This window comes from Luteimonas sp. FCS-9, from assembly GCF_001014645.1.
In the GTDB taxonomy this organism is placed as follows: domain Bacteria; phylum Pseudomonadota; class Gammaproteobacteria; order Xanthomonadales; family Xanthomonadaceae; genus Luteimonas.
Map to the genome: position 1 here is coordinate 33,923 of NZ_LASZ01000005.1, position 23,023 is coordinate 56,945.

At 72.2% G+C, this 23,023-nt stretch carries 19 protein-coding genes and 7 tRNA genes; 12 read left to right on the forward strand and 14 right to left on the reverse strand.

The window, feature by feature from the left end; translation table 11 throughout:
• Nucleotides 1-9 precede the first annotated feature (9 nt).
• Nucleotides 10-354: a response regulator gene (locus WQ56_RS05970; RefSeq protein WP_047136190.1), complete on the reverse strand. Its 345-nt coding sequence runs from the start codon at nucleotides 352-354 to the stop codon at nucleotides 10-12.
• Entirely contained in the window at nucleotides 351-2,714 is a 2,364-nt protein-coding gene (locus WQ56_RS17640) for a PAS domain S-box protein (protein ID WP_082132227.1), read from the reverse strand. Before WQ56_RS17640 ends, WQ56_RS05970 begins: the two co-directional genes overlap by 4 nt.
• A 206-nt stretch (nucleotides 2,715-2,920) precedes the next feature.
• Here WQ56_RS17640 and WQ56_RS05980 point away from each other — a divergent pair, with 206 nt between their 5' ends.
• Nucleotides 2,921-3,625 carry a protein phosphatase 2C domain-containing protein gene (locus WQ56_RS05980; protein ID WP_047136191.1) on the forward strand — a complete coding sequence of 235 codons (705 nt, stop codon included), beginning with the start codon at nucleotides 2,921-2,923 and terminating at the stop codon, nucleotides 3,623-3,625.
• 28 nt (nucleotides 3,626-3,653) lie between these two features.
• Here the strand turns inward: WQ56_RS05980 and dnaQ are convergent, their stop codons facing one another.
• Genes dnaQ through WQ56_RS05995 form a run of 3 tightly spaced genes read right to left on the reverse strand, consistent with a single transcriptional unit; the run spans nucleotide 3,654 to nucleotide 5,515 of the window.
• Nucleotides 3,654-4,367 carry a DNA polymerase III subunit epsilon gene (gene dnaQ, locus WQ56_RS05985; protein WP_047136192.1) on the reverse strand — a complete coding sequence of 238 codons (714 nt, stop codon included), beginning with the start codon at nucleotides 4,365-4,367 and terminating at the stop codon, nucleotides 3,654-3,656.
• A gap of 25 nt (nucleotides 4,368-4,392) precedes the next feature.
• A complete protein-coding gene (gene rnhA, locus WQ56_RS05990; protein WP_047136193.1) occupies nucleotides 4,393-4,839 on the reverse strand; it encodes a ribonuclease HI in 447 nt (148 codons plus the stop codon).
• Nucleotides 4,840-4,861: 22 nt separating this feature from the next.
• Nucleotides 4,862-5,515, reverse strand: a complete 654-nt coding sequence (locus tag WQ56_RS05995) for a methyltransferase domain-containing protein (RefSeq protein ID WP_047136335.1) — start codon at nucleotides 5,513-5,515, stop codon at nucleotides 4,862-4,864.
• Nucleotides 5,516-5,561: 46 nt separating this feature from the next.
• Here WQ56_RS05995 and gloB point away from each other — a divergent pair, with 46 nt between their 5' ends.
• Both gloB and WQ56_RS06005 read left to right on the forward strand, forming a co-directional pair.
• Nucleotides 5,562-6,329 (forward strand): hydroxyacylglutathione hydrolase, encoded by a 768-nt coding sequence (gene gloB / locus WQ56_RS06000; RefSeq protein ID WP_047136194.1) that lies wholly within the window; start codon nucleotides 5,562-5,564, stop codon nucleotides 6,327-6,329.
• The gene (locus WQ56_RS06005) at nucleotides 6,326-7,531 is read left to right on the forward strand and encodes a lytic transglycosylase domain-containing protein (RefSeq protein WP_047136195.1); all 1,206 of its coding nucleotides are present in this window, start codon (nucleotides 6,326-6,328) and stop codon (nucleotides 7,529-7,531) included. Before gloB ends, WQ56_RS06005 begins: the two co-directional genes overlap by 4 nt.
• A gap of 210 nt (nucleotides 7,532-7,741) precedes the next feature.
• Here WQ56_RS06005 and WQ56_RS06010 read toward each other — a convergent pair whose 3' ends face one another.
• Nucleotides 7,742-9,721, reverse strand: coding sequence for a peptidyl-prolyl cis-trans isomerase (locus tag WQ56_RS06010; RefSeq protein ID WP_047136196.1), 1,980 nt, complete (start codon nucleotides 9,719-9,721; stop codon nucleotides 7,742-7,744).
• A gap of 249 nt (nucleotides 9,722-9,970) precedes the next feature.
• Between WQ56_RS06010 and WQ56_RS06015 the strand changes: the two genes are divergently transcribed.
• The 4 genes from WQ56_RS06015 (at nucleotide 9,971) to WQ56_RS06030 (ending at nucleotide 11,087) form a co-directional block, all read left to right on the forward strand.
• Nucleotides 9,971-10,249, forward strand: a complete 279-nt coding sequence (locus tag WQ56_RS06015) for an HU family DNA-binding protein (protein WP_047136197.1) — start codon at nucleotides 9,971-9,973, stop codon at nucleotides 10,247-10,249.
• Between the two features lie 20 nt (nucleotides 10,250-10,269).
• Nucleotides 10,270-10,344, forward strand: a tRNA-Val gene (locus WQ56_RS06020).
• Nucleotides 10,345-10,363: 19 nt separating this feature from the next.
• Nucleotides 10,364-10,440: transfer RNA gene (locus tag WQ56_RS06025), tRNA-Asp, on the forward strand.
• Between the two features lie 570 nt (nucleotides 10,441-11,010).
• A tRNA-Asp gene (locus tag WQ56_RS06030) sits at nucleotides 11,011-11,087 on the forward strand.
• A 113-nt stretch (nucleotides 11,088-11,200) separates the two neighbouring features.
• Here the strand turns inward: WQ56_RS06030 and WQ56_RS06035 are convergent.
• Together WQ56_RS06035 and WQ56_RS06040 are read right to left on the reverse strand one after the other, a co-directional pair.
• Nucleotides 11,201-12,778, reverse strand: coding sequence for a serine hydrolase domain-containing protein (locus WQ56_RS06035; protein WP_047136198.1), 1,578 nt, complete (start codon nucleotides 12,776-12,778; stop codon nucleotides 11,201-11,203).
• 5 nt (nucleotides 12,779-12,783) lie between these two features.
• Complete coding sequence (locus tag WQ56_RS06040) at nucleotides 12,784-15,567, reverse strand: TonB-dependent receptor (protein ID WP_052772875.1); 2,784 nt, start codon at nucleotides 15,565-15,567, stop codon at nucleotides 12,784-12,786.
• Nucleotides 15,568-15,804: 237 nt separating this feature from the next.
• Here WQ56_RS06040 and WQ56_RS06045 point away from each other — a divergent pair, with 237 nt between their 5' ends.
• From WQ56_RS06045 to arsC, 5 genes are all read left to right on the forward strand, one after another.
• Nucleotides 15,805-17,238, forward strand: a complete 1,434-nt coding sequence (locus WQ56_RS06045; RefSeq protein WP_082132228.1) for an SH3 domain-containing protein — start codon at nucleotides 15,805-15,807, stop codon at nucleotides 17,236-17,238.
• Between the two features lie 22 nt (nucleotides 17,239-17,260).
• Nucleotides 17,261-18,358: a dipeptide epimerase gene (locus WQ56_RS06050; RefSeq protein ID WP_047136199.1), complete on the forward strand. Its 1,098-nt coding sequence runs from the start codon at nucleotides 17,261-17,263 to the stop codon at nucleotides 18,356-18,358.
• 115 nt (nucleotides 18,359-18,473) lie between these two features.
• Complete coding sequence (locus WQ56_RS06055) at nucleotides 18,474-18,935, forward strand: GNAT family N-acetyltransferase (RefSeq protein WP_047136200.1); 462 nt, start codon at nucleotides 18,474-18,476, stop codon at nucleotides 18,933-18,935.
• A gap of 67 nt (nucleotides 18,936-19,002) precedes the next feature.
• Entirely contained in the window at nucleotides 19,003-20,289 is a 1,287-nt protein-coding gene (locus WQ56_RS06060; protein ID WP_231583364.1) for a cation:dicarboxylase symporter family transporter, read from the forward strand.
• 16 nt (nucleotides 20,290-20,305) lie between these two features.
• Nucleotides 20,306-20,662, forward strand: coding sequence for an arsenate reductase (glutaredoxin) (gene arsC, locus WQ56_RS06065; protein ID WP_047136201.1), 357 nt, complete (start codon nucleotides 20,306-20,308; stop codon nucleotides 20,660-20,662).
• Between the two features lie 39 nt (nucleotides 20,663-20,701).
• On the opposite strand, the gene WQ56_RS06070 is transcribed toward arsC, so the two are convergent.
• The 6 genes from WQ56_RS06070 to pgsA form a co-directional block, all read right to left on the reverse strand.
• Nucleotides 20,702-21,685, reverse strand: a complete 984-nt coding sequence (locus WQ56_RS06070; RefSeq protein WP_047136202.1) for a GGDEF domain-containing protein — start codon at nucleotides 21,683-21,685, stop codon at nucleotides 20,702-20,704.
• Between the two features lie 145 nt (nucleotides 21,686-21,830).
• A tRNA-Leu gene (locus WQ56_RS06075) sits at nucleotides 21,831-21,917 on the reverse strand.
• A 100-nt stretch (nucleotides 21,918-22,017) separates the two neighbouring features.
• Nucleotides 22,018-22,093: transfer RNA gene (locus tag WQ56_RS06080), tRNA-Gly, on the reverse strand.
• A 46-nt stretch (nucleotides 22,094-22,139) separates the two neighbouring features.
• Nucleotides 22,140-22,213: transfer RNA gene (locus WQ56_RS06085), tRNA-Cys, on the reverse strand.
• 80 nt (nucleotides 22,214-22,293) lie between these two features.
• Nucleotides 22,294-22,369: transfer RNA gene (locus tag WQ56_RS06090), tRNA-Gly, on the reverse strand.
• Nucleotides 22,370-22,406: 37 nt separating this feature from the next.
• Nucleotides 22,407-23,006, reverse strand: a complete 600-nt coding sequence (gene pgsA, locus WQ56_RS06095; protein WP_047136203.1) for a CDP-diacylglycerol--glycerol-3-phosphate 3-phosphatidyltransferase — start codon at nucleotides 23,004-23,006, stop codon at nucleotides 22,407-22,409.
• Nucleotides 23,007-23,023 lie beyond the last annotated feature (17 nt).

The following is a 23,023-nucleotide window of genomic DNA, read 5'->3' on the forward strand; positions in this document are numbered from 1 at the left end:
CCGCCGGCGCTACAGTCCCAGGAGCGCCAGTGCCTGCGCGAGGTCGATCGGCTTCAGGCAGTGCGCGGCGTCCGCGAACTCCCCCGGCAGCAGGTCGCGGTCGTAACCGGACGCGAACACGAACGGGACACCCGTCTGCCGCAACCGGCGCGCGAGCGGGTAGCTCTTCTCGCCGTCGAGGTTGACGTCGAGGATGGCGGCGTCGAGGTCGGGCTCGCGTTCGACCAGCGCGAGCGCGGCGTCCAGCGTGGCGACCGGGCCGACGACGGCGAAGCCGCGCGCGCACAGGCCGTCGTGCAGGTGCATCGCCAGCATGTATTCGTCCTCGGCAACGAGGACCCGCGGCCGCCTCATGCCATCCTTCCCCGCTGCGTGCCCGGTGCGCCGCCGAGCGGCACGTCGATCCGGCACAGGATACCGTCCGCATGCAGCGCATGGTGAGTCCGGGCCCCCAGTTGGTAGGGCAAGGCATGCTCGATCAGCTCACGGCCATAGCCGGCGACGGCGGTCGCCGGTGCCATCCCCGCGACGCCCGTCTCGCGCCAGGTCAGGCGCAGCTCGCGAGGCCGCTGCGCATCGCCGGGCACGATCTCCCAGCGGATGTCGAGCCGCCCGCCGGCGTCCGACAGCGCGCCGTGCTTGAGTGCGTTGGTCATGAGCTCGTGCAGCGCGAGCGCGAGCGTCTGCACCACGCGCGAGCGCAGCGGCACGCCGGCCGGTCCGTCGAGCGTCACGCGCGCATCGTCCTCGCCCACGCCGTGCGCCTCGAGCTCCTGGCGCAGGATCGCGTCGAACGTGATCCGGCCCGACGCGGCGCCCTGCGACAGCAGGCCCTGCACCCGGCCCAGCGCGTCGAGCCGCGCGCTGAAACGGGCGCCGAACGACGCGAGATCCGGACTGCACTGCAGCGTGCGCCGCGCCAGCGACTGGACGACCGCGATCAGGTTGCGGGTGCGGTGCTGGAGTTCGGCGACGAGCGTCTCCAGCAGCGCCCCGTGCTCGCGCTCGGCGGTGATGTCGCGGCCGATCCCGGCGATCCGCTGCACCCGGCCGGCCTCGTCGAACAGCGGAAAGGCGGTGTTGCGCACCCAGATCGTGCGCCCGTCGGACGGCCGCAGCACGCGGAACTCGAACGCCGCGCGCCCGCCGCGGCGCACCTTGCGCATGCTCGCGCGCACGTCCGCCAGGTCGTCGGGATGCACGGTCGACATCCACAGCCCCGGATCGCGCATCGCGGCCTCGCGCGTGCCGCCGTAGATCGTCTCGAACGCCGGGCTCAGGTACTCGAGCGCCAGCGTCTCCGCATCGCGGATCCACAGCACGTCCGAGGAGGCCTCGCCGAACTGGCGGAACCGCGCCTCGCTCTCGCGCAACGCCAGTTCGGCCTGGCGATGGCCGGTCAGGTCCATGCTGACCGCCAGGCTGCCGACGATCGCGCCGGCGGGATCGCGCCAGGGCACCACCGACAACCGGAGCCAGCGCGCCTCGCCGGCAACGACGACGCGTTTCTCGATGGTGTTCGAGGCGCCCTCGGCGAGCACGCGGCGCAGCACGTCCGCACTCTCGGCACGGTCGTCGGGATGCGTGAGCTCGTCGATCCGCCGGCCCTCCAGCGCCTCGCGCACGGTGCCCAGCGCGCGGCAGTGCTGGTCGTTGACGTAGACCAGCCGGCTGTCGCGATCGGCGATCGCCACGCCGACCCCGGCCTGCTCGGCGACCGCGCGGTAGCGCTGCTCGCTGGCGGTCAGCGCGATCTCGGCCGCGGCGCGCTCGGAGGCTGCGCCCGCGCGCTCCCCGACCTCCCGCAAGAGGTTCAGTTCGGCCGCGCTCCAGCGGCGTGGGGCGCGCGCAGCCGCGACGAACGCCGACATCCCGTGTCCGCGCCGGGCGCGCACCGCCACCGCGAGCGCTGCGATGTCCTGCGCCAGCAGCGCGCCGCGCATGGCGGCCGGCAGCGCGATGTCGCGCTCGACGTCGTCACTCACCAGGTCGCCCTGCCCGGCCGGCCAGTCGGGCAGGCGCAGCGCGGCCGCGGCATCGTCGCGGTTCCAGCCCTCGCGCACGCGCAGGCCGCCGGCCGGATCGGAGACCGCCAGTCCCACCCGGTCGAGCCCGAGATGCTCGCCCAGCATCCGCGAGGCCACGCCCAGGATCCGCGCCGGCGCCGTCAGCGTCCGCAGCGCATCGCTCAGCGCCAGCAGGAACGCCTCATGTCTGCCCGTCTCGCGCGCGGCGGCCAGCATCGATTCGCGGGTCAGCTCGCGGACGATCGCCAGCATGCCGGCGGGGGCGCCGCGGTCGTCGCGCAGCGGCGAGTAGTCGACGTCGAACAGCACGCGCTCGACGACGCCGTTGCGCATCAGGTCGAACGGACGCCCGCGCAACTGCAGCGGGCGCCCGGCCAGGGCCTCGGCCAGCACGTGGTCGACGAACGCCTCCGCCTCGGGCCAGGCCTCGATCAGCGGCAGGCCGAGCTGGCGCGGGTGGCGGCTGCCCAGCAGGTCGCGCTGGGCATCGTTGTAGAGGAACAGCCCGCGGGGCCCCCAGGCGAGCGTCATCGGCGCCGGCGAGTCGAGCATCGTCGCAACCGCGTGGCGCAGCGCCGGCGGCCACCGGTCGATGGGGCCGAGCGGCGTCGCCCGCCAGTCGAACGCGCGGATGCGTCCGGCCATCTCGCCATCGTTCCAGGACCACGGGACATCGGGTGCTTGCATCGGGGGTCGCAGGCGGGCCGGGCCCTCACGATACGGCAGCCGGCCCGGGCCGCAACCCCGCCTCCACGGCGCCCGCGCCGGCCATGGCCTATGCTGCGCAGCCCCCCGGCGCCACAATGCCCCATGCGCGTCCCACCCCCGAGCCCCACCGCCCGCCTCCTGCCCCGCCCCGGTCCGTCCACGGCCATCCGTCCCGGAGGCCGCGCATGATCGAGTTCGGCCACCTGACCCACGTCGGCCTGCGCCGCGAGCTCAACGAGGACACCTACTACGGCGACAGCGAGCTGGGGCTGTGGCTGGTCGCCGACGGCATGGGCGGCCACGAGTACGGCGAGGTCGCCAGCGCGCTCGCGCGCGAGGCGATCGTGCGCGAGATCCGCCAGGGGCGCTCGCTGCCGCAGGCGATCCGGCTGGCCGACGAGGAGATCATCCGCGCCTCGCGCCGCCGCAACGACAGCCTGCCGATGGGCACCACGGTCGTCGCCGCGCGGATCTCGGGCAACCGCTTCGAGGTGGCCTGGGTCGGCGACAGCCGCGTCTACCTGTGGCGGGACGGCCAGCTCGCGCAGCTGTCTCAGGACCACAGCTACGTGCAGGCGCTGATCGCGCAGGGCGCGCTGAACGTGGACCAGGCGCGCAGCCATCCGCAGCGCAACGTCGTGACCCAGGCGCTGGGCGTCACCGATCCGCAGGCGCTCAACGTCGAGACGCTGGCCGGCGAGCTCGCACCGGGCAACCAGCTGCTGCTGTGCAGCGACGGGCTGACCGAGGAGGTCGACGACCGCGCGATCGCCCAGGTGCTGGCGCACTCGGAATGCAGCGCACAGGAATGCGTCGACGGCCTGGTGGCCGCGGCGCTCGACGGCGGCGGCTCGGACAACGTCACCGCGATCCTGATCCGGCGCCACTGACCCGAGCACCGGCGCGCCGCGCGGCCGGTCAGACCGCCTCGGCCACCGCGGGCGCGTCCCACAGGCAGCTGCCCGCCTTGCGGCGGATCGCCTCGACGCGCGCGGCGTGCAGCGCGAGGTCCGCCTCCGGCACCACGAGCGCCGGCCGTACGCCGGTGGGCTGCACGGCGACCACGCGCACCGTCGACGGTGCCTCGACCGGCGCGGCGAAGCCGATCTCGTGCTGGCCGGCGGTCAGCGCGAGGTAGACCTCGGCCAGCAGCTGCGCATCGAGCAGCGCGCCGTGGAGCTGGCGGTGCGCGTTGTCCACGCCCAGGCGCTTGCACAGCGCGTCGAGCGAGTTGCGCTGGCCCGGGTAGCGCTGGCGCGCGAGCAGCAGCGAGTCCTCGACCGTGACCCGGCTGCGGATGTCGCCGTAGTGCGGCCCGAGGCGCGAGAGCTCGTAGTCGAGGAAGCCGACGTCGAACGCTGCGTTGTGGATGACCAGCTCCGCGCCGTCGATGAAGGCCAGGAAGTCGTCGGCGATCGCCTCGAACGGCGGCTTGTCGGCGAGGAACTCCAGGCTCAGGCCGGTCACCTCGGCCGCGCCCTGCTCGAAGTCGACGTCGGGCTTGATGTACTGGTGGAAGGTGCGGCCGGTCGGCCGGCGCTCGACGAGCTCCACGCAGCCGATCTCGACCACCCGGTTGCCCTTCTTCCACTCCAGGCCGGTGGTCTCGGTATCGAGGACGATCTGTCGCATCGGGTCGTGCTCCTTCGGGCGCGGGTCAGGCGAACGCCGCGCGCTGGGCGCGGGCCGCGGCGGTGGCGAGCGCGTCCGCGCGCTCGTTCTCCGGATGCCCGGCATGGCCCTTGACCCAGTGCCATTCGATCTCGTGGCGCTGGCAGGCCAGCTGCAGCCGCTGCCACAGGTCCTGGTTCTTGACCGCACCGCCGCTGGCCGTCTTCCAGCCGCGTCGTACCCAGTTGCGCAGCCACTCGGTGATGCCCTGGCGAACGTACTGCGAATCGGTGTGCAGGTCGACCCGGCACGGCTCGGTCAGCGCCTCGAGCGCGGCGATCGCCGCCATCAGCTCCATGCGGTTGTTGGTCGTCTGCGGCTCGCCGCCGCTGAGCTCGCGCTCGGTGCTGCGGTAGCGCAGCAGCGCGCCCCAGCCGCCGGGGCCGGGATTGCCGAGGCAGGCGCCGTCGGTATAGATCTCGATCGACTTCATCGATGTCCTGTTGCGGGGTGGATCAAGCGGCCGGCGCGACGGCCGGCAGCGCCAGCGTGCGGGCCTGGCGAACCGGGGTCAGCGGCAGGTGCCGCTTCTGGCAGCGCATCGCGTACGCGGCGCGGATGCCCGGCCCGTTCTGGGAGGCCGGCGACGGCACCGGACGCCAGCTGGGACCGACACCGCGCGAGACGGCGTCGGGCGCGAGCCCGGCCTCGCGCAGGCGCCGGCGCCAGGCCAGCGGTTCGGCGCTGGCGATGCCGCTGCCCCGCCAGCGCCAGCGGTACGGCGTCAGCGGGTTGAGCAGCAGCAGCCACAGGTGGCCGCCGGGCGCGAGCACGCGCGCGGCCTCTTCCAGCAGGCCGAGGTCGTCGCCGTGCGGGCCGACGACATGCTGCAGCAGCACCGCGCCGAAAGCCTCGCTCGGCAGCGGGAGCGGCCAGCCGCACCGTACCGGGCCGTCCAGGCCGCGCCCACGGCGCACCAGGCACAGGCCGCGGCCCTCGATCCCCAGCTGCGGCGCGGCCGGCGTCAGCCACAGCCACGGCAGGCCCGGATGCCCGCCCAGCGCCTCCGCCACGAGGGCGTGTTCGCTGTCGAGCACCGCGCGCCCGGCCGGCGTTTCGAACCAGTCGCAGGCGCTGCCGGGTTGACCGGATGGAGAAATCGCGGGCATGGTCCGCATTGTAAGGCCTCCGGCCGCCACCCGACCTTCCCGACCGATGCGACTGCAGGCGCTGCGTGCGTTCGAGGACAACTACATCTGGACGCTCGTGGCGGACGATGGTCGTGCGCTGGTCGTGGACCCGGGCGACGCCGCCCCCGTGCTGTCGGCCGCCGATGCCGGGCTGCGCCCCGAGGCGGTGCTGCTGACCCACCACCACGACGACCACATCGGTGGTGTGGCGGCCCTGCACGCACGCTGGCCCGCGCTGGCGATCGTCGCACCCGAGGAGCCGCGCATCCCGCTGGCGACCCGCCGGGTCGGCGACGGCGCGCGGGTCGAGGCCGGTCCGTGGACCTTCGACGTGCTGTCGGTACCGGGCCACACCCGCAGCCACGTCGCCTTCGTCGGGCAGGGCCACCTGTTCTGCGGCGACACGCTGTTCAGCCTCGGGTGTGGACGCATGTTCGAAGGTACCCCGGCCCAGATGCTGGCCTCGCTCGACCGTCTGGCGGCCCTGCCCGCCGATACGCTGGTCTGCTGCGGCCATGAATACACCCGGTCCAACGCGGCGTTCGCGCGCGTTGTTGATCCGGACAACGCGGCGCTGCGGCGGCGCGAACAGGAGATCGTCTCGATGCGCAGCGCCGACAGGCCCACGCTTCCCGTCCCCCTGCAGGACGAACTGACCTGCAATCCGTTCCTGCGTATCGACGCCCCGGCCGTCCGGGCCGCGGTCGCCGCGCACGACGGCCTGGCCCCCGGGGCCGCCCGTGCCGACGTGTTCGCCGCGTTGCGGCGCTGGAAGGACGGCTTCCGCGCATGAGGGCGGGCCGTCGTACCCGGCTCGCGGCGGGCCTGCTGGCCGCCGCACTGCCGGTGCTCTGCCACGCGGGCGGTCCGTCCGGCGCGCCGCTCCCCACCGGGCCCGGCGCGGCCGCCGCTGGCATGCAGGCCGCGGGCGCCACGCGTCCGCCGGGCCCGACCCGCAGCGGACAGGAGATCTACCAGCGTTTCCGCGACGGCCTGGCCGAGCAGGACTGCAGCGACGATGCCAGCGAGCGCTGGCGCTCGCATTTCTCGCACGTCCCGCGCCAGCTCACCTCGCGCAGCAACGATGTGCTGCCGCTGTTCGGCTACGTGGTCGACGCGGTGCGCGAGGCGCACCTGCCGACCGAGTACGCGCTGATCCCGTTCATCGAGAGCGGCTACCGGCCCGGCGCCCGCAGCGCCTCGGGGCCGGCCGGGCTGTGGCAGTTCATCGCCGTGACCGCGCGCAACCACCAGATCCCGATCCGCGCCGGCTACGACGGCCGGCTCTCGCCCGCCGACTCCACGCGCGCGGCGGTGCGCTACCTCAAGACGCTGCACGGCATGTTCGCCGGCGACTGGCGGCTGGCGGTCATGGCCTACAACGCCGGCGAGTACCGCGTGTTCGGCGCGCTCAAGCGCGCCGGCCAGGTCCCGGCCGACGCCGACCCGCAGGCGCTGCCGATGCCCGAGCTCACCCACGCCTACGTGCGCAAGCTGCACGCGCTGTCGTGCCTGATCAAGGAGGCGGAAACGCGCGAGGGCTGGATGGCCGCGCTCGACCGCGAGGTGCCGGTGCTGCAGGCGATCCCGGTGCCCGAGGGCATCGGCGATCTCGACGGACTCGCCTCGCGGCACGAGACCGACGCCGCCCAGCTCAAGCGGCTCAATCCCGCGCACGCCGACGGCCGCATCGCGCGCATCGGCCAGCCGACGCAGGTGCTGGTGCCGCCGGCCGCGGCCGCGCCGCCGGTGTTCCTCGCCGAGGCGCCGCCGGAGTTCGAACCGCTGCCGCCGGCTGGCGGCGCCGGCCTCGCCGCCGCGGCGCTGCACGCCGCCGCGCAGCGCATGCACACCGTCGCCAATGGCGAGTCGATCTGGTCGATCGCGCGTCGCTACGGCCTCAGCAGCCAGGAGCTGCTCCGCCGCAACGGACTGGACCCGCGCGCGATCCTGCGACCGGGCATGGAACTGCGCATCGACGACGGCGCGCACTGACGCCGTCGCGTCGCGGCATCGCGGTGCGGGCGAACGCACGGCGACGCGACGATGCGCGGTCGGCATGGAGCCCCGACGGCTTGTGACCCGCACGGCATCGGCGGTATCCGCCGGACCGCCCCCTCCACAAAGCAGAACGCCCGGCATGGCCGGGCGTTCTCGTATCCTGCCCCGGCCCGCTGGTCGGCGGGCGCGTGGCGCGAGGCCGGCCTAGAGGCGCTCCTCGTTGACGGTGATCTTCATCTGCCGGCGCAGTTCGCGCTGCAGGACCTCCGCATCTTCGTTGCCGAGCAGCGCGCCGAGCTGCTGGCGCAGCATGGCCTGCTCCTGCGGCTGCGCTTCCGCCGGATCGCCGGGGATCACGCGATCGACGGTGAACACCACGGCGCTGCCGTCGGGCAGCATCGCGCGGCCCGGCGTCGACTTGCCTGCCTCGGGCGCCAGCGCGCGGAAGTAGGCCTGGCTCGTCGCCGCATCCGGCACGGGCGCACCGCGCGGCAGGCCCGGGATCGACTGCGCCTCGAGCGAGCGCGCCTGCGCCAGCGCCTGCACGGTCTTGCCGGCCGCCAGTTCGGCGACCATCGCATCGGCGGTCTGCTCGGCCTGGCGGCGCGCGCGATCGGCCCGCACCTCGGCGGTCACCCGCCCGCGGACCTCGTCCAGCGGCTGCGCGCGCTCGGGCGTGTGCGCGGTGACGCGGATGAAGACGGTGTGGTTGGGCGCGATCTCGATCGGATCGCTGACCGTGCCGTCCTGGGTCAGCGCCTCGGAGAACGCGGCCTGCTCGACCGCGCGGTTCGCGGCGATGCCGGTGCCGGCGCCGCGCGCGAACGGCGCGAGCGTGCGCACCTCGACCTGCCCGGCGGCCGCAGCCTGCTCGAGCGACATCGGGTGGCGGTTGATCTCGTCGACGATGCGGCCGACCTGGTCGTTGTAGGCGCGCGCGCCCTCGCCCTCGCGGACCTCGCGCACCATCTCGTCGCGGACGTCCTCGAACGCGACCGGCTTGCCGGCATCGACCTCGCGCAGCTGCAGCACGTGCCAGCCGAAGTCGGTCTTCACCGGCTGGCTGACCGTGCCGGCCTGCATGCCGAACAGCGCGTCCTCGAACGGACCGGTCATCATGCCCTTCTCGACCCAGCCCAGGTCGCCGCCACCGTCGCGCGAGCCCGGATCGTCGGAATGCGCACGCGCCAGCGCGGCGAAGTCCGCGCCCGGCTGCGCCGCCTTCGCGGCGAGGTCGGCGGCTTCCTTCTGCGCCGCCTGCTGCGCGGCCGCGTCGGCGCCCGCCGGCACCTCGATCAGGATGTGCGAGGCAAGCCGGCGCTCGCTCGCCACGAAGCGCGACTTGACCTGCTCGAAGTGCGCACGCGCCTCGGCCTCGTCGACGTCGCCGCCCTCGGCCTGCGGCTGCGCGACCACTTCGATGTACTCCAGCGCGACCGTTTCCGGCGCGCGGTAGCGGCTGGCGTTCTTCTCGAACCACGCCTGCAGGTCCGCATCCGGCACCGGCGTCTCGTCGGCCGCCGGCGGCGGCACGACGACGAAGCTCACGTCGCGACGCTCGCCCAGCAGGCGCATCAGGCGCTCGCTCTCGGCGGTCGTGACGAATGCCGACTCGGCGATCGCCTGCGGCACGAGCGCGCGCTGCAGGTCGAGGCGGATCGACGCCTGGAACTCGGCGGGCGTGCGCGGCGGCTGCGCCGACTGCAGCGTCATCTGGTAACGCTGCGCATCGAAGCGGCCGTCGACCTGGAACGCCGGGATCGACGAGATGACCTCGCGCACCTGCGCATCGCCGACGACGATGTTCGCGCGCTCGGCGGCCAGCCCCAGCACCGCGCGGTCGATCAGCTGCTCGAGGACCTCGCGCTTGCTTTCCATCGTCTCGAACGCGCGCGCGTCGAAATTCTCGCCCTCGTCGCGGCGTCGCTGTTCGCGCGCCGCGTCGAACGCCTGGCGGAATTCCTCGGGACCGACCTCGGTCGAGGTCCACGCCAGCTTGCGCACCAGCCACACGTCCGGCGCCGAACGCCACCACTTCGGCGGGGCCTCGACCTTGGCCGCATAGTCGGCGTTGTTCTGGAACAGGTAGTGCTCCATCCCGAAGAACGCGAACGGCACCGCCAGCAGCGCGACGATGGCGATGGCGATCCAACCACTGGTCTTTTCTCGAAGCGCTTGCAGCATGAGTCGGGCACGGGATGGGCGAGCCGGGCAGTTTACCCGCAAGCACGGACCTGCGCAGGACGCGCCGCGCAAGCCCTGTCGCAGCGCCGTCGGGGAGCCATTCAGGCCCATACCCGCAAGGTCGTATTCGCCCGGGGGATCGCGTACCATGCGCGTCCGACCGGCGCCGCCCGGCCGGCGGCGCCGCGCATGCCGGCTCAGCGTCCAGACGACGCTCAACGTCGAAATAATTAAAAGAGGAATTCACTGATGGCCCTTAGCAAGAACGATGTCCTGGCTTCCGTCGCCGAGAAGGCAGGCCTGTCGCGCGCCGACGCCGGCCGTGCGGTCGACGCGCTGCTCGACACCATCACCGAAGCGCTGAAGAACGGCGACGCGGTGAACTTCGTCGGCTTCGGTTCGTTCGTCGCCCGTCCGCGCGCCGCGCGCACCGGCCTGAACCCGCAGACCAAGGAAACGATCCAGATCCCCGCCTCGACCGTCCCGGCATTCAAGGCTGGCAAGGCGCTCAAGGATGCGGTAAAGTAAGCGGCTCGGCTGTTCCGCATGGGTGCTTAGCTCAGCGGTAGAGCGTCTCCCTTACAAGGAGAGGGTCGGGGGTTCGACACCCTCAGCACCCACCACGCAACAGGTTTCCAATGCGGAGCGGTAGTTCAGCTGGTTAGAATGCTGGCCTGTCACGCCGGAGGTCGCGGGTTCGAGTCCCGTCCGCTCCGCCACTGGTTGAAGAGAAAACCCCGCTTCGGCGGGGTTTTTTTGTTGCGCATTCGCCATCCGCCGCCGGTATCGCAGGCGCGCGCGCGCGCGATAGGACAGACCTGTAAAGCCCATCGCGCGCGAGCGCGCTCCTACGTGGCGAAGGAAGCGCGAGCACAGCCAGGAACGCGGCCCCCTGCATATGCACTTCGATCCGCCATCGCCCCTCTATCCAGCGCCTGTCGGGTGCCGTGACCACCAAGCGGATATCGGGCCGCGACTGGGCGCGGCACCCGGCAGGCGCATGCGCGAACATCGCCGCGCCAGATTTCGGCGACGTCGCCACCATTCCGAAGCCGTATGACCGGCCAACGCAGCCATGCGCTCTCCGATCCGCCATCGCCCCTCTATCCAGCGTCTGTCGGTGCCGTGACCACCAAGCGGACATCGGGCCGCGACTGGGCCCGGTACGCGGCAGGCGCACGCGTATCGACATACCACCGCACGCCACGAACCCCGATTCAAGGGAGAAGAAAAAAAAGCCGCGACACCCCCTTCCCAAGCGCAAGGATTCGCGTAGAATCTCGCGCCTCGGAGCGGTAGTTCAGCTGGTTAGAATGCTGGCCTGTCACGCCGGAGGTCGCGGGTTCGAGTCCCGTCCGCTCCGCCAGTGTTGCGAAGAACCCCTGCAGCGATGCAGGGGTTTTTCGTTTCTGCCGCACGATCCGAAGATCGCGACCGCGCTGCATCGCGCGCCCAACGGCGCAGGTGCAACGGCACCGCTCAGTCGCAATCGCCGACGCGCACCAGTGCCAGGTCCTCGAAGTCGTAGCTGAAGTCCGCGTCCGGATCGACCTTCGCCATCTGCAGCGCCTGCACGCGCCCGCGCACAGACGTCGGACGCAGCCACGCATCCACGTCGACATCCGACGCGCGCCAGCGCACCCGCAGCCCGCCCCCGACCGCGACCACATTGCCGTCCAGTTTCGGCGATCGAGCCGCAATCCAGCGCAACGCGCCATCGCGCGGACACAGCGCGACCTCGCCGAACCACGGATCCCGGTAGCGACCGGCGAGCGACGCCGCGACCGCCGTCGACACCGGCACCGCGGTGTCGGCCTCCGGCGGCACGGCATCGCCCGTGTCCGCCCGACGCGCCGCGTCCAGCAGCGCGGCGTAATACCCCACGTCGTGCGCCCCGCCGTCGGTCGCGACGAACTGCTTGACCAGTGCCTGGGTCAGCACGGTGCGCGCCTCGTCGGCATCGCCGTTGATCAGCACCACGATGCCGACACCGCGCTCGGGCAGCAGCACGAGCGAGGAGACCATGCCCGACAGCGTGCCCGTGTGCGACACCTTCGCCGTGCCGTCGACATCGGTCAGCCGCCACCCGTAGCCGTAGGCCGAGAAGTGGCTGCGGTCCCATGCGCGCATGCGCGCCGTCAGCGGCATCGGCATGTGCGCCGTCCATGCCGCTTCGCGCTGTACCGCCGACAGCCATGGACCTTCCGCCGCATCGACGGCCCCGGGATCGAGCCAGGCCTGCGCCCAGCGCAGCATGTCGTCGAGACTGCAGCGCAGGCCACCGGCCGCCATCATCGGTTCGTCGGGGATCGACGCCTCGTCCCCGCGCACGACCACATTGCGCCCGCCGATGCGCGCATGCGGCTGGGCGACATTGCCGACCGCATCGCGCTGCCACGCGCCGGCCTGGCAGCGCGTCATGCCGAGCGGCGCGAAGACCTCGCGGCGCACCAGCGCGTCGTACGGCGCGCCGCCGGCCGCCGCCGCGACCTCGCCGGCGACGATGTAGAGCGTGTTGTCGTAGGCGTAGCGCGCACGGAAGCTCCAGCGTGGCCGCAGGTGGCGCAGCCCCGCGATCACCTGCGCGCGCGTGAACGCGTTCGGCGACGGCCACAGCATCAGGTCGCCCGCCCCCGGCCCCAGCCCGCTGTTGTGGATCAGCAGGTCGCGTACCTGGATCTCGCGCGTGACCCAGTCCTCGTACATGCGGAACTCCGGCAGGTGCCGCACGACCGGATCGTCCCAGCGCAGCCGGCCGGCGTCGACCAGCCGCGCGAGCACGGCGGCGGTCATCGCCTTGCTGTTGGATGCGATCTTGAACAGCGTCGCCGCATCGACCGCCTCGCCCTCGCCTGCGCGCAGTTCGCCGCGCGCGTGGCGCAGCACCACCTCGCCGTCGACGACCACGCCCACCGCGATGCCGGGCAACGCGTAGCGCTGCACGGCGTCGTCGACCAGCGCGGCCAGCCGTGCCGGTTCGACCGAGGGAGCCGCGGCCGCCAGCGGCGCCGCGACCAGCCAGCCGACCAGCGCCCACGCGACGCGATACCCGCGCATCGCGCTCAGAAGTCGAACGTGACGTTCGCGAACACCTGACGGCCGATCGCGCTGTAGGAACTGGCGAAGTACGGCCATGCGGTGTGCGAATCGTCGCGCGGCGGCATCTCGTCGAGCAGGTTGAGCACGCTCAGCCCCAGCGTGACGTGGTCGGTGATGCGCCGCGACACGTCGGCGTTCCAGATCACGTAGGCCGGGGTCCGACCGGGCAGCAACGTGCCGTTGTAGTTCGGCCGCCCGCCCCAGCGATAGCCGTAGAGGCTGGTCGTCCAGTCGCCGACGGCCCAGTTCGCGCGCCAGTTGGCGCGGCTGCGGAACGCGTTGTACTCGACCGTGCTGCGCACGTCGCGCGGCGCCTCGTCGTCGAACTGCGCGACCTCGAATTCCAGCACATGCGTGTAGCCCAGTTGCACGCCCAGGTCGCCCCAACGGCCGAGGTCCTGGCCCCAGCGCAGCGTCGCGTCGAGGCCTTCGGTGCGCATCAAGGAGGCATTGATCGGATAGGTCGCGAACCGCGTGATACGACCCTCCGGGTTGAGGTCGGACACCGTGCGCTCGACCGCGCCGGCGTAGAACTCGCAGGCCTGCGACCCCGCATCGACGGGATTGCCCGCGCGATCGACGCCGAGCCGGCAGTTCGCCTCCTGCTCGAGGTAGTAGCTGCTGGACAGCGTCTGCACCCGGCCTTCGAGCTCGATCCGGTACCAGTCGACCCCGATCGAAAGGTTCGGCAGCGCGTCCCACACCACGCCGAGCGTCGTCGACTTGCCCTCCTCCTCCTCGAGCAGCGGGTTCGAGGACTGGGTCATGTAGGTCTGGTAGTTGTAGGCCGACGTGCACGCGGGCGTCTCGGCGGCGATGCCGTTGGCGCGGCACAGGTACTCGTCGTCGACGAAGGGGTTCGACCCGGTGGTGCCGGCGTGGATCCACAGCAGGTCGGGCGCGCGGAAGCTGGTCGCGTGCGCGCCGCGTACCAGCAGGTTGCGCAGCGGCCGCCATTCCAGGCCGGCCTGCCAGGTCACCGCGTCGTCGACGGACGTGATGTCGTCGTACTTGTCGTAGCGCGCGGCGAGCGTGGCCTCCAGGCGCGCGTGCACCGGCACGCGCAGTTCGAGGCCGGCGGCATAGCGGTCGCGCGGACCGCCGCCGGGCGTGCTGGTGAGGTTGTAGACGCGGTCCGGACCGGTGTAGTCGACGGTCGTGCGCGGATCGGGCGTCAGCTCGTATTCCTGCTGCGCGGCCTCGACGACGGCGGCCATCTGCACCGGGCCGGCCGGCAGGTCGAACAGCGGGCCGCTGAACACGAACTGCGCCTGGTCGGACTTCGACGTGCCCGAACTGACGACGGTCGTGGTCAGTTGGTCGTAGAGCTCGGGTGTGCCGGGCGCGAACAGCCGGTCGACGAGGAACTCGCGGATCTCGGTGCCGTTGGCCGTGTAGCCCTGGATCGGGCCCATGTAGTGGTCGCGCACCGCCCGGGTCAGGAAGCGCGGCCGCGTGGTCTCGATCTCGAAGCGCGACGAGGTGACGCCCACGTCCCAGTCGAAGCGGCCGCCGAACGCCGTGCCGCGCACGCCGGCGTTGAGGTTCCAGGCGCGCTCGTCGTACTCGATCCGCTTTACGCCGCCGACCTCGTCGGGCAGGAAGATCCGCTGCGCGGTCACCAGGCCCAGCGTCGGGTCCTGCACCGTGAACGGTCCTTCGCCGATGTAGTAGTGGGTCTGGCTGGAGCTCTTGTCCTGCGAGCGGCTGCCGAGCACCTGGGCGTAGCCGGTCACCGATTCGCTGAAATCGAAGCTGCCCGACAGGTAGGCCGAGGTCTTGCCGTAGGCGTTCTGGATCGAGCGCGCGTTGTAGTAGTCGAGCGCGCCGCAGCGGTTGGGCACCGGCGCGCTGGTCGCCGAGTGGAACGGTACGAAGTCCGGGTTGGTCGCCGCGCACGCCTGCAGCATCGCGTCGTAGCCGGGCAACAGCACGCCGTCGTCGCCGCGCCACAGGTAGTTGGACCCGGCGAGGAAGTACACGCCCGAGATCGACGCGGTCGGACGCTCGGGCTCGGTGCGGTACTGCGGGTGCGCGAGATAGGTCAGGTCGCGCTGCGCGGCGACGATCTCCTCGCGGTCGAGCCGCTCGAACGCGTAGGTCAGGCTCCAGCGATCGCCGCTGCGCCCACCGCTCCACTGCAGTTGCCCGGTGTCGCCGCCGCCCCCGGACGTGGTGCCGCCGCGCAGGCGCACGGTGTCGCCGCTGAAGTTCTCGCGGGTGATGATGTTGACCACGCCGGCGACCGCATCCGAACCGTAGATCGCCGACGCGCCGCCGCTCATGACCTCGATGCGCTCGATCGCCGCGGCCGGGATGCTGCCCAGGCTCACCGCGGTGCCGTTGGAGCCGTAGGGCTGCGGATAGTCGGCCAGCCGCTGCCCGTTGAGCAGGATCAGCTGGTAGCCCGGGCCCAGGCCGCGCAGGTTCATGAACTGCCCGTTGGGCGCGTTGCCGGTCTGGTCCGACTCGTTGAGCGTGTTGCCGGTGAACTGGGTCAGCGTGCCCAGCGATTCCCACACCGTGCTGAAGCCCTGCTTCTGGATCTCCTCGGCGGTGATCACGGTGACCGGCGCCGGGCCTTCCACCTGCGTGCGCGCGATGCGCGAGCCGGTGACCTGGACCTGGTCGAGCGTGTTGACGCGCGCATCGGTCGTCTGCGCTGCGGCCGGCATCGCGATCGCCGCGAGCAGCGCGACCGCGAGCGGACAGCGGCCGGAACGGAAGTGTCTGGGCGGTACGGGCATGCGGCGTTCCCCCTGGCGGTGGCGTGAAGCGGCGCGGCCGCTCGCGGCATGCAGTGCGTGCGCCGGTCGCAGCGTTGCCTGTGCGCGACCGCTCCCCGTGCGGCGCAAGATGACATCGTGATTACACCGGCCCGGAAACCTTGTCAATTGAAAAGGCCGGCTTGTCCGATGGGTGAAAACGCCTATGCTCGGGCCTCGTCCACCAGGCCGGCCGAGCCTGCCATCAGGAGCTCCACGATGCAGACGACATCGCCGCCGGCGTCCGCGTCCAGCGCCGGTCTCGCGCCGCGACGCGTCCGCCGCCGCGCGCTGCTGGCCGGCTGGTGCATGCTGGCTTCGGCGGTGCTCGCGACCGCATCGGCGACGACGCCCCCAATCCCGGGCATGACCCGCGCGCAGCTCGATCCCGGGTACTGGATCGCCCGGCTCGACGCGCCCGACGCCCCGATCCTCGACCGCGCCGGGATCGCGAAGCAGAACGCCGCGATGCGCCGCGACGATCCCTCGATCCACGACGTGCTCGCGCTGCCCGACACGCTCGACCGCGCGACCGTCGCCCGCTGGATCGGCGGTGTGTCGGCGCGCCCGACGCAGGCGCGCTACGACGTCGACGGCCGCCTGCTGGATGCAGCGGCGCTCGACCGGCTCGTCGCCGACGTCGACCTGGCCGCACTGCCCGCCTCGCCCGTGCCGCGCTTCGGCCTCGTCGTGCGCCGCGCGGACCTGCGCGCGTTCCCGACCCGGGCGCGGGTGTTCAGCCGGCCGGACGACGCCGACATCGATCGCTTCCAGGAGGACGCGCTGTTTCCCGGCGCGCCGGTGGCGGTCGTGCACGCCAGCCGCGACGGCGCCTGGTACTTCGTCGTCAGCGAGCGCTACGCCGCATGGATCGCCGCGACCGACGTCGCGCTGGGCACGCGCGCGGCGGTCGCCGACTATGCCGCACGCGCGGCGCGTGGCCCGATCGTCACCGGCGCGACCGCACGCACGGTGTTCACGCCGCAGGCGCCCGAGGTGTCCGACGTGCAACTCGAGATGGGCGTGCGCGTGCCCGCGCTCGACTGGCCGGGCGACCGCGTGCTCAACGGCCAGATCCCGTGGTACGGCCGCGTCGTGGAACTGCCGGTGCGCACCGCCGATGGCGGGCTCGCGTTCGCGCCTGCGATGCTGCCGCAGGCGGCCGACGTCGCCGACGACGCGCTCGCGCACACCCGCGCCCAGCTGATCCGACAGGCATTCAAGTTCCTCGGCGAACGCTACGGCTGGGGGCACGCGTACAACGCGCGCGACTGCAGCGGCTTCGTCTCGGAGATCTACCGCAGCGTCGGCATCCTGCTGCCGCGCAACACCGGCGCGCAGGCGACGAGCCCGGCGCTGGACCGGGTCGCCTTCGCGCCGACGATGTCGCATGACGCGCGCCTGCGGCTGCTGCGCGACACCGACGTCGGCGACCTGGTCTACATCCCGGGCCACGTGATGATGGTGATCGGCCATGTCGACGGCGACCCGTGGGTGATCCACGACACCGCCGGCACCTTCGTGCGCGGCGCCGACGGCGCGATCGCGCGGTCGCCGCTCAACGGCGTCGTGGTCACGCCGCTGCTGCCGCTGCTGGGCGGCGACGGCGAGGCGACGATCGACCGCATCACCAGCATCCAGCGCGTGCGCTGACGCGCCGTCCAGGGACCGCACGATGAAGATCACCGATATCCGCCTCGGCATGCTGCGCGTGCCGCTCCGGACCCCGTTCAAGACCGCGCTGCGCACGGTCGAACGGGTCGAGGACGTCGTCGTCGCGATCCACACCGACACCGGCCACGTCGGCCACGGCGAGGCCGCCGCGACCGCGGTGATCACCGGCGACACGCACGGCGCGATCGTCGCGGCGATCGCGCAGGTCATCGCGCCGCGGCTGGTCGGCCAGGAGGTCGGCGACCTCAACCGGCTCGTGCGCCTGGTGCAGACCGCGCTGGTGCGCAACACCAGCGCCAAGGCCGCGGTCGAGATCGCGCTCTACGACCTGTTCGCGCAGCTACACGGCGCGCCGCTGTACCGCATCCTCGGCGGCGGCACGCCGGTACTGACCACCGACATCACGATCAGCGTCGGCGACGTCGACGCGATGGTCGCCGACGCGCGCTCGGCGCTCGAGCGCGGTTTCGGCGCGCTGAAGATCAAGGTCGGCCAGGACATCGCGCTCGACTTCGACCGCGTCCGCGCGATCCACGCCGCGGTCGACGGCCGCGCGTCGCTGCGGCTCGACGCCAACCAGGGCTGGACGCCCAAGCAGGCGGTGCAGGCCATGCGCCGGCTCGAGAACGCCGGCATCCATCCCGAACTGCTCGAGCAGCCGGTGCCGGCACATGACCTGCACGGGCTGAAGTTCGTCACCGACCGGATCGCCGCGCCGGTGATGGCCGACGAGAGCGTGTTCGGCCCGGTCGAGCTGATCGAGCTGATCCGCCTGCGCGCCGCCGACATCGTCAACATCAAACTGATGAAGACCGGCGGCCTGTCGAACGCGATCCGGCTGGCCGACATCGCCGCCGTGCACGGCATGGACTGCATGATCGGCTGCATGCTCGAAAGCAGCATCAGCGTCGCGGCGGCGGTGCACCTGGCCGCCGCCCGGTCCGACGCGATCACCAGGATCGACCTCGACGGGCCGTCGCTGTGCGCCTACGACCCGGTCGAGGGCGGCGCGCGCTTCGACGGCCCGACGATCACGATCGGCGATGCGCCCGGCCTGGGCATCGTGTCGATCCGCGACGTCGAGCCGATCCCGGCCTGAGCCGCCTGTCGCGCCCCCATCGCCTGGAGATCCCGATGCCCTGCCCCGTCGTTCCACCACGCCCCGATCGCGACATGCGCATCCGTCGCTCCCGCATCGAGAAGGCCATCGCGCGATGACCGCGGCACCGTTGCCTGCGCGCGCCGCCACGCCGGACGATCGCGACCGCGTGCTGGCGATGATGCGCGCGTTCTACGCCGAGGACCGGCTGGTCTTCGATCCCGCCGCGACCGGCGCCGCGCTCGACGCGCTGCTGGCCGAGCCGCGCCACGGCGCGGTGCTGCTGCTCGGCGCGAACGCCGACGATGGCTACCTCGCGCTCACCCGCGGCTTCAGCCTCGAACAGCGCGGGGCGTTCGCGCTGCTCGACGAGCTCTTCGTCGCGCCGCATGCGCGCGGCCGCGGGCTGGGCGCGCAGGCGCTGGCGCTGGCCGCCGCGCAGGCCCGGGCCTGGGGCGTCGCGACGCTGCGGCTGGAGGTCCACCACCACAATCCGCGCGCCAAGGCGCTGTACCTGCGCGCGGGCTTCGTCGACGGCCACCGCGACATGCTGACGCTGACGCTGGACGCGTCGTGACGATCGCGCGCCTCCAGCGGGCACGCGCGTGGCATGCTCGCCCGGCCCACCTTTGCCCGCCCGCCCGATGACGTCCAGCTCGCCTGCGCCTTCACGCTTCCGCCTGTCGATGCCCGCACGCGTGCTGATCGCGCTGGCGGCCGGCGCCGTCATCGGCCTGGGCCTGGCGGCCTGGGACCCGGACGTCGCGGTGCGCGCGGCCGACATCGCCCAGCCGATCGGCACACTGTGGCTGCACGCGCTGCAGATGACGGTCGTGCCGCTGGTCGCCGCGCTGGTGGTCGTCGGCGTCAACGCCGCGTCGGACGCGGCCGCGTCCGGGCGCACCGCGCGCCTGGCGATGGGCACGTTCCTCGTCATGCTCGCGCTGTCGGCGACGTTCGCCGCGATCGCGGCCCCGGGGCTGCTGTCGCTGGTGCCGCGCGACGAGACCCAGGCCGCGCTGTTCCGCGCGGCGATCGGCGCGCCCGACGTGCTGCCGCAGGCGCCGGCGTTCGGGCTGTGGATCACCAGCCTCATCCCGAGCAACGCGATCGCCGCCGCGGCCGCCAGCGCGATGCTGCCGCTGGTGGTGTTCTCGATGTTCTTCGGCTTTGCGCTGACGCGCCTGGAGGCCGAGCGCCGCGCGCGGATGCTCGAACTGGTGCGCACGATCGCCGATGCGATGATCGTCGTCGTGCGCTGGGTGCTGGTCGCGGCGCCCTTGGGCGTGTTCGCGCTGGTGCTGTCGGTGTGCGCGCACGTCGGCCTGGGCGTGCTCGCTGCACTGGGCACCTACATCGCGTTGCAGTGCGCGCTGTACGTAGCGGTCACGCTGCTGATGTACGCGGTCGCCGGGCTGGTCGCCCGCGAGCGGCCCGCGCGCTTCGCCGCCGCGCTGCTGCCGGTCCAGGCGATCGCGGCGAGCACGCAGTCCTCGCTCGCCGCGCTGCCGGTCATGGTCGACAGCGCGCGCACCCGCCTGGGCTACCCGCTGGCGGTGACCTCGCTGGTGCTGCCGATGGCGGTGTCGCTGTTCCGCATCGCCAGCCCCGTGCAGTACCTGAGCGTGGTGAGCTTCATCGCCTGGATCTACGGGATCGAGCTGGGCGCCGCGCAGCTGGCGATCGCCGTCGCGCTCTCCATCGTGATCAGCATGGGCTCGGTCGGCCTGCCCGGGCAGGTCAGCTTCATGACCAACAACCTGCCCGTCACCCAGGCCCTGGGCCTGCCGGTCGAACCGCTGGGCGTGCTGCTCGCGGTCGACACCCTGCCCGACGCGTTCGCGACCGTCGCCAACACCACCGCCGACGTCACCGCGACCGGCGTGGTCGCGCGCCGCAGCGGCGCGCCGCCCGATCCCGACCCGACCTGACCCACCCCTTTCCGCCATGACCGACGATTTCACGCTCTACCACAACCCCCGCTGTTCCAAGTCGCGTGCCGCCCTGGACCTGCTGCAGGCCCGCGGCATCACGCCGCGCGTGGTGCGCTATCTCGACGCGCCGCCCGATGCCGACACCCTGCGCGACTTGCTGCGCCGGCTCGGCATCGCACCCCGCGCGTTGCTGCGCACCGGCGAGGCCGAGTATCGCGACCTCGGCCTCGACGATCCGGCGCTCGATGACGCGGCGATCGTCGCGGCCATGGCCGCCCATCCGCGGTTGATCGAGCGCCCGATCCTGGTCCGGGGCGAGCGCGCGGTCGTCGGCCGGCCGACCGAACGACTGCTCGACCTGCTGCCCTGAAGTCCGCCGCCCGCGGGTGCGCGATCGAAAGCACGCCGCTCAGGTCGCCAGCACCTGCGCGATATGGCTCCGGTTGCGGCCGGCGCGCTTGGCCAGGTACAGCGACGTGTCCGCGCGGCCGAACCAGTCCTGCCAGTCGTGCTCGGCGGCGAGCATCGCGCCGCCGATCGACACCGTGACCGGCCCGCCGGGACTGCGCAGCCGCTGCTCGACCGCGCCGCGCAGGCGCTCGGCCGCGGCCGCCAGCGCGGCCGCGTCGTCGACCGGCAGCACCAGCACGAACTCCTCGCCGCCGAAGCGGTACGCGGCGTCGTCCTCGCGCAGTTCGTCGCGCAGGATCGCGGCCAGTTCGACCAGCACCGCATCGCCGACCGCGTGGCCGAAGGTGTCGTTGACCGCCTTGAAGCGGTCGATGTCGAGCACCAGCAATCCGGCGGCGGTCTGCCGGCGGTCCGCCATCAGGTTGCGCAGGTGCGCTTCCATCGCGCCGCGGTTGGGCAGCCGGGTCAGCGGATCGAGCGTGGCGCGGCGTTCGAGCGAATCGTTGTAGACGCGGATCCGGCGCGAGAACACGAACGAGAACGCATACACGAGCAGCCAGGTGACCACCGTCGCCGGGCGCTCGATGCCGTCCTCGGGCAGCACCAGCACCGCCGACGCGGCCGCGATCAGCAACGCGCCGCAGCAGGCGGCGATCCGCATGCGGGCGATGTAGAAGTTGGTCATCAGCGCCACGTAGACCCAGCCGCTGGCCGCCTCGCCGATCAGCACGCAGGCGGCGGCGCAGAATCCGGTGTTGAACAACGCCATCAGCGTGCCGGCGGTCTCGGTGCGGCCCGGCCGCCACGCCAGCCGCACGACGCTGCCGATCGCCAGGACGACCGTCGCATCGAACGCGGCCAGCCACCACTCACCACGCGTCAGCCGCCAGACCAGGAAGCCGGCCAGGGTCAGCAGCGTCGTCAGCCCCAGCAGGGACACGATCGCGAGCTGGAAATCGTCGCGGAGTCTCGAGGCGCCCATACCGTCCACCGCATTCGCACGCGGCGATGCGCCTGTCTCCCCTTGCCAGCGTCAATCCCCCAATCTAGGGCCGGACCGGTGAAGGGCGAATGACCCGTGGCGTCGGGCCGCAGGCAGGCGGTGGTGCGGGGCGTACGGCGTGGAGTGGTGCCCGGAGCCGGAATCGAACCGGCACGGCCTTGCGGCCAACGGATTTTAAGTCCGGTGCGTCTACCAGTTTCGCCATCCGGGCACGCGCGGCGCCAAGGGTGCCTGAGCGCCGGGCGAATTGAAACCGGCCGGTGCGGCGGGCGCAAACGAAAAACCCCGCTTGCGCGGGGTCGTTCTTGAACTGGAGCGGGAAACGAGACTCGAACTCGCGACCCCGACCTTGGCAAGGTCGTGCTCTACCAACTGAGCTATTCCCGCATGGAACCGAATTATACCCTGCCTGCGACCTTCGTGGTGCGCCGGCTGGAGGCCTGGGTCGGAATCGAACCGGCGTACACGGATTTGCAATCCGCTGCATAACCACTCTGCCACCAGGCCGGTGACCCGCCGGCGGATCCGCGATGGATCGGCCGACAAAACGAAACCCCGCATGCAACCCGGGGTTTCGCGTTCGAAACTGGAGCGGGAAACGAGACTCGAACTCGCGACCCCGACCTTGGCAAGGTCGTGCTCTACCAACTGAGCTATTCCCGCTCGGGGAGGCGAAATTCTACCGTTCGCCGGCAGGGTGTCAATACTTGTTTCGCTCCGCGGCACGCATGATCGGCCAGGCCGCGCGCAGGTACGCCAGTCCCGACCACAGCGTGAGCAGCGCGGCGAGCGCGAGCAGCCAGTCGCCGACGACGAAGATCTCGCGGCCCAGCCACGGCAGCGGCCTCGGCGGCTGCTCGGGCGTAACCGAGTACAGCAGGCACAGCAAGGCGACCATCTGCGCGATGGTCTTGACCTTGCCGATCGCCGCGACCTTGACCGTGGCGCGCTGCCCTAGCTCGGCCATCCACTCGCGCAGCGCGGAGACCGCGATCTCGCGGCCCACGATCACCGCGGCCCAGATCGCCATCCACGGCGAGGGATGCCCCTGCACGATCAGGAACAGCGCGACGGCGACCATCAGCTTGTCGGCGACCGGATCGAGGAACGCGCCGAATGCCGAGGACAGGCCGTAGCGGCGTGCGATCCAGCCGTCGAGCCAGTCGGTGACCGCGGCGAGCCCGAACACGAACGCGGCGGCGAAGTTGGTCCACTTGAACGGCAGGTAGAACACCAGCACCAGCACCGGGATCATCAGGATCCGCAGCAGCGTGAGCCAGGTGGGAATCGTCAGTTTCATCGCAAGCCTGTGGGGGA